General features: G+C 41.0%; 12 protein-coding genes and 1 other annotated feature. Of the genes, 8 read left to right on the top strand and 4 right to left on the bottom strand.

The window, feature by feature from the left end; translation table 11 throughout:
• The first annotated feature begins 88 nt into the window (after window positions 1-88).
• Window positions 89-1933: a nitrilase-related carbon-nitrogen hydrolase gene (locus Gferi_RS15470; protein WP_236932609.1), complete on the top strand. Its 1845-nt coding sequence runs from the start codon at window positions 89-91 to the stop codon at window positions 1931-1933.
• Between the two features lie 147 nt (window positions 1934-2080).
• Window positions 2081-4057: a glycine betaine ABC transporter substrate-binding protein gene (locus Gferi_RS15475; protein ID WP_069978022.1), complete on the top strand. Its 1977-nt coding sequence runs from the start codon at window positions 2081-2083 to the stop codon at window positions 4055-4057.
• A 143-nt stretch (window positions 4058-4200) separates the two neighbouring features.
• Here the strand turns inward: Gferi_RS15475 and Gferi_RS15480 are convergent, their stop codons facing one another.
• The 3 genes from Gferi_RS15480 to Gferi_RS15490 form a co-directional block, all read right to left on the bottom strand.
• The gene (locus Gferi_RS15480; RefSeq protein WP_069978023.1) at window positions 4201-5622 is read right to left on the bottom strand and encodes a sodium:solute symporter family protein; all 1422 of its coding nucleotides are present in this window, start codon (window positions 5620-5622) and stop codon (window positions 4201-4203) included.
• Between the two features lie 11 nt (window positions 5623-5633).
• Window positions 5634-6914, bottom strand: coding sequence for an NPN-dependent 2-hydroxyacid racemase, LarAH10 family (gene larAH10 / locus Gferi_RS15485; RefSeq protein WP_069978026.1), 1281 nt, complete (start codon window positions 6912-6914; stop codon window positions 5634-5636).
• Window positions 6915-7106: 192 nt separating this feature from the next.
• Window positions 7107-7318 (bottom strand) — a binding site (T-box leader).
• 167 nt (window positions 7319-7485) lie between these two features.
• A complete protein-coding gene (locus Gferi_RS15490; RefSeq protein ID WP_069978028.1) occupies window positions 7486-7980 on the bottom strand; it encodes a ferritin family protein in 495 nt (164 codons plus the stop codon).
• Between the two features lie 175 nt (window positions 7981-8155).
• Here Gferi_RS15490 and Gferi_RS15495 point away from each other — a divergent pair, with 175 nt between their 5' ends.
• From Gferi_RS15495 to Gferi_RS15505, 3 genes are all read left to right on the top strand, one after another.
• Window positions 8156-9598 (top strand): NAD-dependent succinate-semialdehyde dehydrogenase, encoded by a 1443-nt coding sequence (locus tag Gferi_RS15495; protein ID WP_236932610.1) that lies wholly within the window; start codon window positions 8156-8158, stop codon window positions 9596-9598.
• Window positions 9599-9722: 124 nt separating this feature from the next.
• On the top strand, window positions 9723-10175 hold the full coding sequence (locus tag Gferi_RS15500; RefSeq protein ID WP_169833004.1) for a MarR family winged helix-turn-helix transcriptional regulator: 453 nt from the start codon (window positions 9723-9725) through the stop codon (window positions 10173-10175).
• Window positions 10176-10179: 4 nt separating this feature from the next.
• A complete protein-coding gene (locus tag Gferi_RS15505) occupies window positions 10180-11568 on the top strand; it encodes an MATE family efflux transporter (RefSeq protein ID WP_069978032.1) in 1389 nt (462 codons plus the stop codon).
• A gap of 101 nt (window positions 11569-11669) precedes the next feature.
• On the opposite strand, the gene Gferi_RS15510 is transcribed toward Gferi_RS15505, so the two are convergent.
• Window positions 11670-13430, bottom strand: a complete 1761-nt coding sequence (locus Gferi_RS15510; protein WP_069978034.1) for a putative bifunctional diguanylate cyclase/phosphodiesterase — start codon at window positions 13428-13430, stop codon at window positions 11670-11672.
• 283 nt (window positions 13431-13713) lie between these two features.
• Here Gferi_RS15510 and murQ point away from each other — a divergent pair, with 283 nt between their 5' ends.
• The 3 genes from murQ to nagE all read left to right on the top strand — a co-directional run bounded on the left by murQ (window position 13714) and on the right by nagE (window position 16859).
• Window positions 13714-14607 (top strand): N-acetylmuramic acid 6-phosphate etherase, encoded by an 894-nt coding sequence (murQ, locus tag Gferi_RS15515; protein ID WP_069978036.1) that lies wholly within the window; start codon window positions 13714-13716, stop codon window positions 14605-14607.
• Window positions 14608-14690: 83 nt separating this feature from the next.
• Complete coding sequence (locus Gferi_RS15520; protein ID WP_207645758.1) at window positions 14691-15425, top strand: GntR family transcriptional regulator; 735 nt, start codon at window positions 14691-14693, stop codon at window positions 15423-15425.
• 48 nt (window positions 15426-15473) lie between these two features.
• On the top strand, window positions 15474-16859 hold the full coding sequence (gene nagE, locus Gferi_RS15525) for an N-acetylglucosamine-specific PTS transporter subunit IIBC (protein ID WP_069978040.1): 1386 nt from the start codon (window positions 15474-15476) through the stop codon (window positions 16857-16859).
• The last annotated feature ends 42 nt before the right edge of the window (window positions 16860-16901 follow it).

Below are 16901 nucleotides of genomic sequence, written 5' to 3' on the forward strand. Positions count from 1 at the left end.
TAGCCAAGTGGAATTCCAGGCTGTCTGCCATGAAATATCTTTGTGCATGACTCAATTCCTCTCACTAATTAAACGAGGAGGCTGTCATATGATTTTGGAAAAAAGGTTCATGAGATTCACTAGCTGTATACTTATATTTTTGTTCGTATTGATACTATCGGGTTATTACCAAAGACAATTGAGTGAGGCGATTATGGAAGACAGTACAATGACCTTTAAAGCAGCGGCAGTACAATTTAACCCGCAATTAAATGAACGGGATCAGAATATTGAGGGACTTCTGGAGGTTGTTATTGAGGCAGCGAAGCAGGATGCCAAATTGATTGTAACACCAGAGATGGCAACCACAGGATATTATTATGCAAATAGGGATGCCATTGCACCTTTCGTGGATACGATACCGGGATATACAACCAAGAAATTTGAAGAAGTAGCAAAAAAATATGATATCTATATCGTGATTGGGATGCCGGAGGTAGATCCGGAAACTGAGCTATATTATAATGCGGCTGCTCTTGTAGGACCAGAGGGGTATATCGGCAAATACAGAAAAACACATCAATGGGAAACAGAGGAACACTGGGCAGCATGGGGGGATCTGGGAGTACCGGTTTATGATACAAAAATAGGAAAAATTGCAATGAATATCTGCATGGACTCAGCCTATTTCGAATCTGCCAGACTAGCTGCTGTAAATGGGGCGGACATTTTAGCCTTCCCTACCAATTCTTCCGCACAGGCAATCGCAGCACTGCAGGCTAGAGCGATTCAAAACGGACTCTACATTGTCAGTGCAAACCGATCCAACACAGAAAATGGTTTTCATATGATTGGCGCCAGTGCCATTTGGTCACCGGAAGGAAAGAAATTAGCTGAAGCAGCATTTGTTCCGTCTCCCAATGAGGATATCCATGAATCGACGATTATCTATGGAGAAATTGATCGGATGCAATACAATAATCAGGGTAAAAAGAGATTAAAGGAAAGAAGGCCGGAATTATATAAAGATTTAATGCTATATATTGCCCCGTGGGATTATAGCAAAAATAATGATTCGCATGATATAACCGCTGCAGTAATCCAATATGAACCTGTTATTGGCAATAAGGATGAAAACTTAGACAAAATCAGTACATTACTCCAGAAATCCCTGCAAGAAGGAAAACAAAAGGGAAAGGCAGTTCAACTGGTTGTCTTGCCAGAACTGTCAGCCACAGGTCCTATCAAAGAATTAGATACGATCAAGAATGCAGCGGAGGATTTAGATGGAACAACTGTAAAGTTTTTTGAAAAAATAGCTAAAGAGAATCATCTGCATATTGTATTTGGAATGATTGAAAAAGAAGGAGATAAGCTATATAACAGCGCTGTCCTTGTAGGTCCTAAGGGAGAAGTGATTGGATCTTATCGGCAAGCCCATTTAAATGAGACAGATAAGACATGGGCAACTCCGGGGAATGCATTAAAAGTATTCTCAACTGATATAGGAAAAATCGGAGTAATGATTGGATATGATGCAGCATTTCCAGAAGTAGCAGGAATTATGGCCGTTAGGAGAGCCGACATTATAGCAATGCCTGCCCGATGGAATGGTATTTTTGATAGAGAAATTGAAATGAATCCAAATATTTCAGCCAATAAATACCCTGCAGGGGCCATGAGTCTTTGGGATTCTGTGGCAATGAGTGCTCAGGCTTATACCATTGTTTCAAATCTTATCGGTACAGACAGCAACTATTTTGGGCAAAGCGGCTTATATACACTAGATCCCTTATATGGATTGGATCAACCGCTGGCAGCACGAAAGAATCAAGAAGACCTGTTGCTAATGGATATTAAAACTTTACAAAATGACTGGTGGTTTAATCAGCAAAGATTAATTGAATCCAGAAGGACCTATTTCTATAAGCCACTGATTCAGTCTGCAAAATAAATAATAGTTTCTAAAAAAGTAATAGCAGTCAAAGAAAGGCGCCAATTGGCGCCTTTCTTTGAGAAATCTATACATTATCAAACAGAATTTCCTAATAAATTTATTAAGAATAAGAAAAAGAATTTTGACGGATGAGAAGGTGAAAAAATGGAAAAAGTTCTAAACTACCTAAAAAAAATATTCCCATTTTTTTTAGGTAGTTTCCTATGCATTAGTGTTAATATTATGCATCAATTCAAGTTGTTACAAAAAATAGGATTATCAGATACCTTTTCCTTTATTGTAGCACAAATCCTTATCATGGGCGTAATCGGGCTGACTTTTTATCGAAGAACTAAAAATAATCAGATGGAAGAAGAAGTAGCTCGTTTATTGCAATTCGACTTATCCCAAACAAAAAAAACAAATGACCGGATGGGGTGGGAAAAAACATTATACGATTTTATAAACCAGTTGCGTAGTTTGACTGCAGATATCTATGGAATGATTAGGAGTGCAGAAGGAATGGGTTATGTACTATCTCAGGACGTAGCTACGATTGAACTCTCTGCCCAACAGGTAGCGACGGCAGTGGGAGAGGTTGCTGCAGGGAACAGCCACATCGTGAATTTGGTTAGCGACACCAGCCGAAATATTGCAAGTACAGACCGCTTTGTTCAGCAGGTCCAATTGGACATGGAGGGTATACAGGACTATGGAATAAAAATGACGAAAGCAGTTGATGAAGGACAGGCTATTATAGAAGGCCAGAGACGAAGCATAACAGGCAGTATTAAGCATTTCCGAAAGATACAGGAGAAAACCGTTCAGCTAGAAGCAGTAGCCATGGAAATTAATGAAATCACACATACGATTTCTATGGTTTCGGAACAAACAAATTTATTAGCTTTAAATGCCACGATTGAGGCAGCACGGGCAGGGGAGGGCGGAAGAGGATTTACAGTAGTAGCAAATGAAATTAAAAAACTATCGGACAACTCAAAGTTGTCAACAGAAAGAATTAACAGGCTTGTTGCCAAAATTACAAAGGAAATCACACAAATTGTAGAAGTAGTAAATGCGAGCAGTAAAACAGTGGAAGCACAGGAGCATATGATTAAAGATACAGAAGAAGCATTTCGTCTTATAAATACTTCCGTGACCGCTATAAATAATGAAATCAACAGTATTTTTAGTAAAATAAAAGAATTGAATCAGTACAGTACGAACAGCTACAGAGCAATAGAAAACATTTCTGCTGTAACAGAGGAAACCGCTGCCGGGGCTCAAGAAGTTGGTGCCAGTATAGAAGAACAGGCGGCTTCCATTGCTCTAATTAATGAACGGGTATTAGAGTTTAGTCAAAAGGTGAAGGGCGTATCTCAAAAACTTGAAAAATTCCAATATATAAAAATTGCGCATACAGAATTTGATTTCGCCATTCTTCAAGCAGAGATATTTAAAAAAATTGTTCAAAAGAGGCTAGGCTTGGCAGTGGAAGCTGTTCAGTTGAATAGTAATGAAATATGGAGGAGTCTTGCAGAAGGAAAGGTTGAATGCTCTTTATCTCCATGGATGCCCTACTCATGGGCTTCTTTAGCACAGAAATATAAAGCGTGTATAGATGATTTAGGAGGAAACCTGTACGGATGTAAATATGGCTTAGTTGTGCCAGAATATGTTGAAGCCAATACAATTCAGGATTTGAATAAGATTCGTATGGACGTTAAAGAAACAATTTATTCGATACAAAGGAGAACAAAGGTAGGTGCTTTAGCCGCAGAGACATTGAGAGCATACAATTTGCAGGGCTTCCACATAGAACATAAAGATGAGAATGGAATGCTTGCAGAGCTAGAGTTGAGAATTAAAAAGAAAGAGCCTGTTGTGATTACAGGATGGCAGCCCCACAAGATATTTGGTACGTATCAATTAAAATTTTTACAGGATCCCCAGGAAGTATTCGGAAAGGAAGAATATTGTACAACATTGATCAGAAAAGATTTTCAGAAAGATTATCCTGAGGTTTATGAGATTATAAAGGATTTTAAACTAGACATAAAAGCCATACATGAGGCTTTGCATCATATTGATAAAGGAATGAGCTTCTCTAAAGCGGCAGATTGGTATATAAGCAAAAACTAAACAAATAACAAAATAAATCTCAGATTGTGGAAGAATTTCATTCAAATTACAGACTGGATTTTAAATAGATGTTGTACGAAAGAAAAAAACAAAGTAATCAAAAAACCCATAGCATTATGGGTTTTTTGATTCTATTAAAAAAATTAAGATATACTATCTCCAGGATTCAGCATGCCGATGTTATGGATAGGCCGTTTATCCAATAAGGGCATCAGTAGGAATACGCTTACGCAAACCAGCCATTCCAGATAGATAACATGAGGTAGAATTCTTATAGCAGGTACAAACTGCCATAGAATGAGTACCAGCATTCCTGCCAGTGTTGTATAAAAAGCAGAGTTTTTTCTGCAAAGTCCCGGTGTGAAAATCGTAAAGAGGAAGACTACGGTAAAGGCTGTTGTTAGGCTGAGGCCAATTAACAGGGTTTTTAAAATACCGACAACGGTAAAAGCCATAAAAAGGGTTAAGAGTCCAAGTACGCAAATAGATGCTTTCGTAATCAGCATAAAATGCTTTTCGGTGCTATCCGGGCGAATAAAGCGCTTATAAATATCCTGTGAAAATAGGGTTGCGGAGCCCAATAGCAGGTTACAGGCAGTGGACACATCTGCAGCCCACAGGGCAGCAAGGGTCAAGCCTGCGATTACCGGGTTTAACGACATAATGATCTTCGGAAGTGCAAGGGTAGCGCTGATATCAGGAAAGGCAACCTTTGCTGCGATACCCATGAGTGCTGATAAAAAACCAATAGGAATCATCAGCATTCCTCCGATAATAAAGCCGCGGCGAGCTGATTTTTCATCCTTGGCACCGCAGGAGATCTGTACAGTTCCCTGTAGAGATAATACTTGTGTAATCATTACGGCAAACCAACCGGCTATGACAATCCAGCCTAAACCATTAATCGGGTGCAAATAAGGCACTTCGGCAGGAAGTTCGAGACGAATTGTATTGAGACCACCCTGGCCAACAATACTCATAATAGCTGCAATCGTGGTTCCTAAATAAATAAGTGCTACATTCAAAAGATTGGATAAGCCTGCAGACCACATACCGCCGATGAAAGTAATGCTGATAAAAACAATGGCACTAACCAGCATGCCGGACTTGAAGGTAAAAATCTCCGGCAGCAGTGCAGCCAATATGGCACCACCAGCTACGTATTGAAGAGAGGTAATAACCAATTGAATAATGATTTGACCGATAACGCAGATGACACGACCTTTGGTATCATAAAATTTTTCAAACAGCTCCGGTACTGTGGAGATATTGAGAGAACGGTATCTTGCTGCTGCAACCAGGCCCATTACAATAGCGCCTGCAGCCCATGCCACGTTATACCAGCCTGCAGCCAAACCTACATTATAGGCTTGTTCTGAAACGCCTATGGTTGAAGCACCTCCGATGGCAAGTCCTGTGATTGTGACGGCAACCAGAGGGGTAGTGAGCTTTCTTCCTGCAAGAATAAAATCCTCGGAACCTTTAGCTGCCAGCTTTCTAGCAAAGGCGCTGATTGCAAATAATGCAATGATATAACAGATAACAATCAACAATGGAATGTTCATACATAATCACCTCATCTTATTTTTTGAATAGGAATTGTATTTCCGCCGTAAGGCATCAATATAACTTTTTGATTTATATTTTCTATATCTACACGCTTTAGTGCTTCTTCTAAAGAATGGACTGCCTCTATACCCATAGGCTGAGTTAAAGCTGGATCAATGGTAGATAATAAGATCACCTTTGCTTTGCAGGCGAGTTCTACAGCTGCGTAAAAGATGTAGCCTGGTATAGTAAAATCTTTTCGTAAGGCAGCATCCAATTGTCCTTCTTTTAAAGGAGTACTCCAGTTAAAGAAAGCATCTGCTCCTGCACCTTCCCTGCATTCAGCCAACAGAAGAATGATTCCGCCGGGTTTTACCGCAAGTGCCGCATTAAAGAGGGTTTTCGTTGCCTGATAAAGGGACATGTCCTTTGGAAAGCCGCCGCAGCTGGCGATTACCAGATCAGCTTTTTCATCGATCGGTACACCAAATTTTACGTCAGCCCACTGACAGCCGGCTTCCCAAGCATCTAACCAATGGCCGGCAACAAATTTAGCCGGACTTCCCTTGGTATCTACGACTACATTGAATAGGAAAAGTGGATCTACCAAAGCTGCACTTTCGACCATATCTAAATGTAGAGGATTATCGGCTAAAACACCCACTCCGATCTTAGGATTAGAAGTTTCAGCATGGGGGTCTAGGGCATGGAGATGATTTTGGGCGATGGTATCTCGACCAGCTACACCAGGAACAATAGATTTCCGCCCTCCGCCAAAACCAGCCATTAGGTGATGAACGATACCTCCCGTAAGAATGGTTTTTCTTTCAGTAAGTAATTTGTTAATCTTGACCTCTGTCCCTCGTGTAGTAGTACCTACATGAACCAGATCCGGGGCGTCGCAGTTGTGGTCAATAATTTGCAGTCGGGAGTACAATTCTTTACCAACGATTTTGCATCTTTCTTCATCGGTTTGGCCCCGGTGGGTGCCTGTAGCTACTAGAACAATGATGTTTTCATCGGGAATACCCAGTGTGTTTAATCTTTCTACAATATGGGGAAGAAATAAGTCATGACGAATCCAAAGCCGCGTAATGTCACTGACTACGATGACTACTTGATCCCCTTTACTAAAAAGCTCATCGAAGGGCTTTGAACCAATTGGATGATCTAAAGCCTTGCAAACTGCTTCTTTAAGATCTTCAATAGGAGCCATTTCATTAGAGTGAAGAACCTCAAGGGTTTTAAAGCCTTCAAGGTTGATCTCTAGAGAATTACTGCCATACTTTAGTGCAAATGTATTATCCATATTGTTCCTCCTCTATCAATAATTTGATTAAATCAGTTAACGATGCAGGTGAGACAAGGGATTTTTAAGTAATAAAAAAAACATTCGTGCAAAAAAGGGACGAATGTTTATCGCGGTACCACCCTTGTTGATCTAAATGTAAAAAATAAAGAGGACAGGCGCATAGTAAAATAAAAAAGTCCCTTTCGAAAAGAAAGGGACGAATATACTTCGCGGTACCACCCTATTTGATGCAAATAGATCCACTCTTTTCCCGTAACGTGGGAATAAAACGGCTCAGCCTACTAATTACTGTTCAGCCTGCAATTCAGGAATGTATTTCATTATGATCATCAACCGATTTGCACCATCCATCGGCTCTCTGCATGAATCCCATAATTACTTCTTTCCGTCAACATTTTTATGCGTGATGTTATTGAGTATAAGTATATTAAAGAGACAATGATAAAGGCAATCTTCAAAATAGGGTTTCTACTGAAAGCAGCTCTATATTATTTGATTATCCTCAACAAATCTCTTGATTGCTTAATAATTTACCAAAGTAAATTATTAAAGTGGTGTAGTGAAAATATTACAGCCCGAGCAGCTTGACGGAAGCGTCAGCTTCTTTGGATAATACCATCCGTAAATGCTTTTTTTCCTCAGCCAAGACAATATTGATTTCATCCGGTGCCAATTCAGGAAAAAGAAGCTTTAATTCATTGATATATAGGATAGCATCTCGTTCAATTTTTTCGGCAATGTGCAAGGCATCTTCTTTAGAGAATTTTCCCTGTATTTTTGTCAATACATCATCACTTTGTGAAAATATATCGGTTTCAATTAATAACGCTATGTAGGATGCGTCGTCTTCTGTCAGTTCCAGTCTTCCTTCATCAGGCAAGCGATTGAGAAGGCCTGTATAAATTTTTTCGTGCTTTAACTCATCTTGGGCCAGGGATTCAAATATTTTTTTCCCTTTTCCCTCTTCCATTTGAGCAGCCAGATTGGAATAGAATTCTGCAACCTTTGCCTCGTTGCGAATGATCGTTTGCAGCAATTTACTGCCATCAAATTGAATCGCCATGGGCGTCACGCTCCTTATTTCATTTTGTATAATTATACCCCTCCTCCTTTAGCTAAAACAAAATTATGGTATAATAATTGGAAAGATAATGGAATCAGATTTGCATAGGTTTCTGTTTATTGAGGAAATTGTAGTAAAAGGACGCGAGTTCTTTAGTACAGAAGGAGGAATGAAAATGAAGCATTATAAAATGTATATTAATGGTGAGTGGATAGAGGCGCAAGGGCAAAAAAGTTTAGAAGTAATTAATCCGGCCACCGGGGAGGTTTTAGGGACTGTGCCCAAGGGAGGAAAAGTGGAAGCAGAAAGTGCGATTCAAGCTGCTCATGATGCATTTTCCGGTTGGGCATCTTTAACTGCAGCCAGCCGGGCAGCGTACTTAAAGAAAGCATATGATCTTATGGTTGACCATCAAGATGAAATTGCACAGATCATGACCTTAGAGCAGGGTAAACCCCTTGCAGAAGCAAAGGGAGAAGTAATGTATGCAGCCAGCTTTATGGAATGGTATGCAGAAGAGGCTAAGAGAATTTATGGAGAGATGATCCCTGCATCAAAAGAAAATAAAAGAATTATGGTATTGAGGCAACCCGTCGGCGTGACTGCCGCCATTACACCTTGGAATTTCCCTGCTGCCATGGTAACACGAAAGCTGGCTCCAGCCTTGGCTGCAGGATGTACGGTTATCCTAAAACCTGCATCTCAAACGCCCCTGACTGCGGTTAAAATCTTTGAATTATTGGAAATGGCAGGTCTTCCAAAGGGTGTTGTCAATCTAGTTACGGGTTCGGCAGGAGAGGTTGGAAATACACTGATGGAAGATCCAAGAGTACGAAAAATCACCTTTACAGGTTCTACAGAAGTGGGAAAAGTTCTTATTAAGCAATCAGCTGACACGGTGAAAAGAGTATCTATGGAATTGGGAGGACATGCGCCGTTAATCGTGTTTGACGATGCAGATATCGAGCAGGCTGTAGAGGGTGCAGCTGCATCAAAGCTGCGCAATTGTGGGCAGGTATGTATTGCTTCCAACCGATTCTACGTACAGGAAGGCATCTTGGAAGCTTTTGTGGAAAAACTGAAGCTTCGTCTACGGGATTATAAAATCGGAAATGGTATGGAGGAAGGCGTGCTAATCGGACCAATGATTGATCGTAGGGGCTTTGAGAAGGTAGAAAGTCATATTCGGGATGCAGTGGAAAAGGGTGCTCAGATTGCAGCAGGAGGGCAGGGCTATCATCGTGCAGACCACGAGGATGCCGGATTTTTCTTTGAACCCACCGTACTGACAGGAGTTAAAGAGCATATGGCAGTGATGTCAGAGGAAACCTTTGGACCGCTGATCCCTATTGTTGCCTTTAAAACGGAGGAAGAGGTTCTTCAAGCGGCTAATGATACACCCTATGGCCTTGCAGCCTATCTATTTACGCAATCCCTGTCTCGTGCGTTCCGGGTATCGGAAAAACTGGAGTATGGCATCATCGGTGTAAATGATGGATTGCCCGCTACTGCCCAAGCACCTTTTGGAGGCTTTAAAGAAAGCGGAATAGGGAGAGAAGGCGGTCATTATGGTATAGATGCATTCTTGGAAACAAAGTATATATCTATTGGCATATAAAAATTTATGTGAATCCGCCTTGACAGGAACAATCAAAAAGGTTAGAATTCTAATTATTAGAATTCTAACCTTTTTGGGTTCGAAAGATATACCGAAAGATAGCGAGAAAGGAGTTTATATAGGAATGCGTGAGAAAAACCTCAAGGAAGTTTATCAAGGATTGATGGAATTCAATGCCTTGTTCCATCAAAAATTCGGTCATGTTTTTCGCAGCAGCAGCCATTCTGAATATTCCTGTACCAAGAGTCAAAACAAGGCACTGATGATTGTGGGAAAAAAGGGTAGAATGACTTCCACTATGCTGGGACAGTGTTTAGACATGAAAAAGGGAAGTCTAACAACAATGATAGATAGCCTGGAAGAGATGGGTCTGATTTTTAGGCAGTCAGATGAGACAGACCGGAGAAAAACTTGGATTGATCTGACAAACCAAGGAAAAAAGTACATGGATGCTAAGATGAAAGAGTTCGAAAAAAGCATCATTGCGATGTTTAGTAATCTTGGGGAAGATGAAATAGAGGATTTTGCAGTGAATGTTAAAGCTACCGTAGAAATGATGAAAAAATTTAAGGAGTGAAATTATGGACGAACGTGCAAAACAATTGGGAGAGGAACGGGTCTGGAAACTGTTGCTGAAGTTTTCCATTCCGGCAATCGTAGGGATGCTGGTAAATGCATTATACAATATTGTAGATAGAATTTTTATCGGCAGGGGCGTAGGTACTTTGGCCATTGCAGGGATTACGATAGGGTTCCCGGTGATGACTATTTTGATGGCATTGGGGATGCTGGTAGGGTTAGGAGCTACTTCTTTAGTTTCTATCCGACTGGGAGAGAACAAGAAGGAAGAAGCAGAGTTGATCATGACCAATGCACTTGTGGTGCTGATTATGCTTCTACTGGGTGCTTCTGTTTTGGGACTTATTTTTTTAAATCCAATGTTGAGAATCTTTGGGGCTAGTGCTGAAGTACTGCCCTACGCAAAAACTTATTTAAGAATTATTCTGATCGGCGCCGTATTTCAAGGCGTAGGATTCGGAATGAACAACATGATACGTGCCCAAGGAAATCCACATACAGCAATGATGACGATGCTGATTGGGGCCATATTGAATACCCTGTTAGACCCCCTTTTTATCTTTGTATTTGGCTGGGGTATCGAGGGAGCAGCCTTAGCAACCATTCTTTCACAAGCAGTTTCAGCCCTATGGGTGCTTCGATATCTATTTAGTGATCAAAGTTCCCTTAAGATGCGTATGAAAAATGCAAAGCTGCAAAGAGCTATCGTAATGAAAATTATTGCGATTGGTTCTGCACCCTTTGCCATGCAAGTTGCTGCCAGTGCAGTAATGGCGCTGCTGAATCACCAGCTGCGAATCTTTGGGGGAGATGTTTCAATTTCCGCCATGGGTATCATTCATAGTATTGCTATGATGATCATGATGCCGATCTTTGGAATCAATCAAGGCGCTCAGCCGATTATCGGATTTAACTACGGAGCAAAGAAATACGACCGGGTGAAAAAAGCCCTTACCTTGGCTATTGTGGCAGCTTCTGCAATCGTACTGGTCGGATTTGTGGTCATTCAGGTTTTCCCGGAAAATCTATTCCGATTATTTAATAACAAGGATCAGGAATTAATTGCTTTTGGTACACAGGGAATTAAGATTTTCTTGATGATGCTTCCGATCATTGGTTTTCAAATTGTGAGTGCAAACTACTTCCAGGCTGTTGGAAAACCGAAACAAGCCATGATCCTAAGCTTATCCAGGCAGGTTTTGGTGTTTATTCCTGCTTTGCTGATCCTGCCAAATATGTATGGTCTTACGGGAGTTTGGGCAGCTGCACCGGCTGCAGACCTGGTATCTTCTGTAATTACCGGTATATGGCTGGCTTTTGAAATAAAACATTTGAGCGACAGTCATGCAGATGTTCAAATAAAAAGAGAACATATACAACCTGAACAGTAGGATGGTTTCGGCGTTAGCATAACGGGGGTTGACAAGCTGGAAATGGATATTGCATATAATAGCGCCTGCATATAAAAATGCAGGCGCTTATTAATTATTTCCTAAATCAAATTTATGTTTTTAATAAAAGCTTTTTCTAATTCTTCAGAAGGCAAAGGTTTGCTTATAAAGTAGCCTTGAGCCTTATCACAAAAACGATTTCTTAAGAACAACAGCTGCTCCTTGGTTTCAATTCCTTCTCCTGTAACAGAAAGTCCTAGATTGTGAGCTAAGTTGATGATTGCCTTGGCAATAGCCTCTTCTTTAGGGTCCTTCATGATACCGCTGATAAAAGATTTGTCAATTTTTATGGTATCTATGGGGAGCTGTTTTAGATAGTTTAATGAAGAGTATCCCGTGCCAAAATCATCCAGTGCAATGCGAATTCCCATCTGCTTAAAGTGATGGAGGGCTTCAATGACAAGCTCCAGATTGTGCAGAACAATACTTTCAGTGATTTCTATCTCTAGACAATGGGGTTCGATTTGATATTCTGTCAATATGGAAGTCACCAGATCTACCAGATTGCTCTGCTGAAATTGGCGTGCAGAGAGATTGATAGATATGACGATCGTAGGATGTCCTTGATCCTTCCAGGTTTTTAACTGTTTGCAGGCAGTCCGGAGTACCCATTCACCGATGGGCAGAATAAGATTGGATGCTTCCGCCAGCGGGATAAATTTCATAGGTGGAATTAGACCCATAAGGGGGTGCTGCCAGCGAAGCAGCGCTTCTGCACCGACAATTCTGCCGCTGGTTAAATCCGCAAGGGGCTGGTAGTGAAGAAAAAACTCATTATTTCTCAGGGCAGAACGCAGATGGGTCTCCAACTGGAATTTTTCCAACAAAGGAACATTTAGTTTTTGAGAATAGAATTGATGGCAGTTCCTGCCCTGATCCTTGGCATAGCACATGGCAGTTTCAGACTTCTGAAGCAAATCATATCCTTCATGGGAATCATCAGGGTAGATGGCAATACCAATGCTGGCAGTAATATAGATTTCTTGTTGATTGAGCATCCAAGGGCTTTCAAACAGCTTTAGAATATTATTTGCGATGTCTGTCACGCTCTCAGGATCGAAGATCACCGGAAGCAGTATGGCAAATTCATCTCTACTATAACGGGTGACCGTGTGGATTTCATGAAGACATGCCTTTAGTGCAGCCCCGACTTTAACCAACAATTCATTCCCCGTATTGTGGCCTGCAGTTTCATTAATGAATTTAAAATAATCCAAGTCTAAGTAAAGAAGAGCGGCTTTATGGTTTTTTATCTGTGCCTGGGAAAGTGCCTGGGTGAGCTTATCATAAAAGAGTGTTTGGTTAGGCAGGCCGGTAAGGGGATCATAGTAGGATAAGTCAAAAACTCGTGCTTCGCTGACCCGAAGCGCTTCTTCACTTTCTTTCAATTTCATCAATTGTTGATTTTGCTCCTCCTCCGCGGCCAGCAGTTCTTCGGTAATCGCTTCTAACTCTTCATAGCTATCCATTAGTTCTTTTGACCAGTAAAGGGTGTTTTTCATATGACGATAGATCAAAACATATAGCAGTGATGCAGTAGCAGTTACATAGAACCAGCCTTTAAAGGTTTGCAAATCTGTCAGCCCGTTAATATCTTGTGCAAAATACTTTAAGACCTCATCAGAAAATAAAATCCATAAGATACCGATGAATGCATATATTAAGGTGATCTTTAATGCAGCAAGACTTGAACTCTGGATATGGTCTGATTTGAGAATATGGTCCGATATGTAAAATGTCCCTCTTATGAACTTGGATTTCATATCCTTCTTATCAAAGTCTTGTTGTACTTTTTTAGACATAGAACGGATCACTCCCCCTTATAAAAATGCAAATCATGATACTTTTAGTATGTATACCCAGGTAGAACACGCTCAACAACTAAAATTGATAAAATAAGGCAAAAATGATTGTCTTATGACAATAATTCTACAGAAATGTAAAAATATCCTTTAAATGTACAAAAAATGGGAAAAAAGTCCGGTGGAAAAACAAGGAAGCCTTTTATTGTATTTAAAGAACAAATGGAATATAGTTAAGTGTGAAAGGTGCATTTTATATTTTGAAAAATAGGGGGAAATAAGAATGGATTTTAAAGCATTAACAACGGAAGGTGTGAATCCGAATACCATTGATATTGATTGCGTTCCAACCGAAGAAATGATCCGCATGATCAATGAAGAGGATAAAACGGTAGCATTTGCAGTAGAAAAAGAAATTCCTATGATTGCGAAGGCGGTTGATCTAATTGTGAAGAAAATCCAACAAGGGGGAAGACTCATTTATATGGGGGCAGGGACCAGTGGGCGTATTGGGGTGTTGGATGCCGCAGAATGTCCTTCAACCTATGGTGTGGATTTGTCTATAGTGCAGGCGCTCATAGCAGGGGGAATTGAGGCCATCTATTTGCCCCGGGATGGAGCGGAGGATTTGGCCGGGGAAGGAATTGCAGACTTAAAACGTATTGCCTTCAATGGAAAGGATATACTGGTCGGCATTGCAGCCAGTGGGAAGACTCCTTATGTAATCAGCGGCATGGAGTATGCAAGGAAGCTTGGAGCATCCATCATTGCTGTTACTTGCAACCCTCAATCGGAAATGGCCAATCGCGCAGATATTTCTATTGCGCCGGTAGTCGGGCCGGAGGTAATCATGGGATCTACCAGGATGAAGGCCGGTACAGCACAGAAAATGGTAGTCAATATGCTCTCCACCGGAACTATGGTGAAGTTGGGAAAAGTATATAAAAATTTGATGATCGACGTAGAAGCCAGTAATGAAAAACTAAAGAACCGATGCAAAAGAATGGTTGCTTTGGCAGCGGATGTCACGGAGGAAGAGGCAGAAAGACTGTTGACAGAAACCGGCTATGCTGCTAAACTAGCAGTGTTTATGGGATTGTCCCGGCTGCCGAGGGAGCAGGCAGAAGAAGTTTTAAGGGCACATGAGGGAATTCTTTGGAAAGCGCTTCAAAAATAATTAAAAAACCATTGCATTTCCAAAAAAAGGTGATAAAATATAATTAAAGTGGTATATACAACATGTCAACATGTCAGGAGGAAATGATGAAAAGAGTAAATAAAAATTCCTTTGTTCCACTGTACTACCAGCTAAAGGATATTATTACAGAATTAATTGAAAATGAAGAACTAAAACCCCAGGATCCTATTCCATCGGAGAGAGAGTTGTGCGAGTATCATGGCATTAGCCGTATGACTGTAAACAAAGCGATTACAAGCTTGGTCTCAGAGGGGATGCTGTACAGGGAACAAGGCAAAGGAACCTTTGTAGCGAGGCCGAAAGAAAGACATTCATTGTCTGCGCTGCGAAGCTTTACAGAGGATATGCGGCGCCAGGGGATGACCGTAGAGACAAAGATGATCTCTTTTCAAAGAAAACCTGTTACAAAAAAGATAGAAAAAGCGCTACAACTGAAAACGGGGCAGCAAGTATTCGAAATCAGAAGACTGCGAATTGTATCCGGTGAGCCTTATGCATTAGAAACGGCCTACATTCCTGCAAATCTATGTGAAAATTTAACAAAAGAAGAACTGGAAAACAATTCGCTCTATGCAATTTTAGCAGAGCATTACAATCTGGAAATGGAGTATGCCTATCAAACCATAGAGCCGGTTATTATCGATGATTATGAGAGTCAGCTGTTGCGGGTAGAAAAAAATACTTTAGGATTACTCTTCTCCAGAAAAACCTATCTCAAGGACCACACCCCCATGGAGTTAACCAAAGCCATCTACAGAAGCGATAAATATAAGTATGAAGTCATGTTAAAACGTTAATTTTGCGCCATGCGGCGTAAGAAATAAATAAAAAAGGGGGAAAACCACATGAGTAAAAATGGATTTGCAAGATTATCCAAGCTGGGAAAAGCGTTAATGCTGCCGATCGCAGTACTTCCGGCTGCAGGGCTTCTATTGAGGCTGGGAGCGCCGGATGTTTTAAACATTCCTTTTGTCATGGAGGCAGGAGGAGCTGTATTTAGCAACTTGGCTTTATTATTTGCAATCGGTATCGCGGTAGGCTTAGCCCATGACAACAATGGGGCGGCAGGAATTGCAGGAATGGTTGGTTATTTCGTACTGGTCAATGGGTTAAAGACCATTAATCCGGATCTCAACATGAGTGTATTGGCGGGGATTTTGGTAGGAGTGTTAGCTGGCGGACTTTATAATAAGTTTTATAACATTCAGCTTCCGGAATTTCTAGGATTCTTTGGCGGCAAGAGATTTGTACCCATTGTGACAGCTGGAGCCTGCATCGTATTAGCAGGCATCTTTGGTATCATTTGGGCACCGATTCAGAACGGCATCCATGCCATTGGGGAATGGATTATTGGTGCAGGCGTTGTTGGTGTATTTGCTTTTGGCTTCTTTAACCGTCTATTGATTCCAGTTGGTTTACATCATGTGCTCAACAGTTTTATTTGGTTTGTATTTGGGGAATATAGCGATGCAGCAGGGAAGGTAGCTACCGGTGATTTAGGCCGCTTCTTTGCGGGAGATCCGACGGCAGGGAATTTTATGGCAGGATTTTTCATCATCTTCATGTTTGCACTGCCTGCAGCAGCATTGGCCATGTATAAATGCGCAAAACCGGAAAACCGTAAAGCCCTGGGAGGCGCATTGGTATCCGTTGCTTTTACTGCATTTTTAACAGGGATTACTGAGCCGATTGAATTCATGTTCTTATTCCTGGCACCGATGCTCTATTTCTTCCATGCAATATTCACAGGTTTGGCTTTAGTTGTTTCCTACATGCTGGGATCACTTCACGGATTTACTTTCTCTGCAGGGATGATTGATTTTGCCCTTAACTGGGGGTTAGCTACAAAGCCCATTCTGATTATTCCAGCGGGTCTTGCTTTTGCTGCGCTGTATTACTTTGTATTCGTATGGGCCATCAATAAATTTGATATTCTTACACCGGGGCGATTGGATGAAGAAACGGGAGAGTCCTTTGAGAATGTAAGCGAAGCGGCCGTACTGTTGGTAGAAACGCTGGGGGGAGCAGAGAATATTGAAAGTCTGGATGCGTGCATTACACGTTTGAGACTGACAGTGAAAAACCCTGACATTATCGAAGAAAATAGCTTGAAGGCGATAGGTGCCAAGGGAATGATTAAAAAAGGCAATATGCTGCAGGTTATTGTGGGTACCAAGGCAGAACTTATTGCCGATGAAATGAAAAAAGCAATCAAAAAGGTAAAAGCATAATAGGAGAATGGTGACAATCTGTCACCATTCTTTTTGAAAAAA

Origin of the sequence: Geosporobacter ferrireducens (assembly GCF_001750685.1) — a bacterium.
Taxonomy (GTDB): domain Bacteria; phylum Bacillota; class Clostridia; order Peptostreptococcales; family Thermotaleaceae; genus Geosporobacter; species Geosporobacter ferrireducens.